Genomic DNA, 389 nt, shown 5'->3' with positions numbered 1-389 from the left:
CCCCCCCCCCCCCCCCCCGCCCGGCCCGACCGGGGCATTCACCGCCGGGTCACGCGGGGAAGGACTCCCACGACGAGATCTGGTTGTCGTACACGATGGTGCTGAATCCGCCGTAGTGGACTTCGAAGTTGCCACCCTGCCCGGAATGCTGCCAGAGATTCAGTCGGCAGCCCGGGGTGACGCTGATCGAACTCGCCTTGTCGTTGATCGTGCTCGGCACGTTGTCGCCGTCATAGCCGCAGCCGGCCTGGGACCACAGGGTCGCCGAGGGAGTGGTGCCGGTGCTGTACCCGCCCCACAGGGTCGCGACCGCGGTGTTCGCGAGAAGCGCCGCGGTGCGGGCGTCCGTCGAACCGGCCCCACGGGCCCCGAAGTCGACGACCTCCTGG

Annotated in this window: 1 protein-coding gene; it reads right to left on the bottom strand. The window is 70.2% G+C overall.

From position 1 onward, the window contains the following. Positions 1–49: 49 nt before the first annotated feature. Positions 50–389 (bottom strand): hypothetical protein (locus tag ACRX5S_RS06570; RefSeq protein WP_436771815.1); only part of this gene is annotated, 340 nt, incomplete at its 5' end.

The sequence above is a fragment of the Yinghuangia sp. YIM S09857 genome, from assembly GCF_051388915.1.
Lineage (GTDB): Bacteria > Actinomycetota > Actinomycetes > Streptomycetales > Streptomycetaceae > Yinghuangia.
This window is presented reverse-complemented; position numbering and strand designations above follow the sequence as displayed.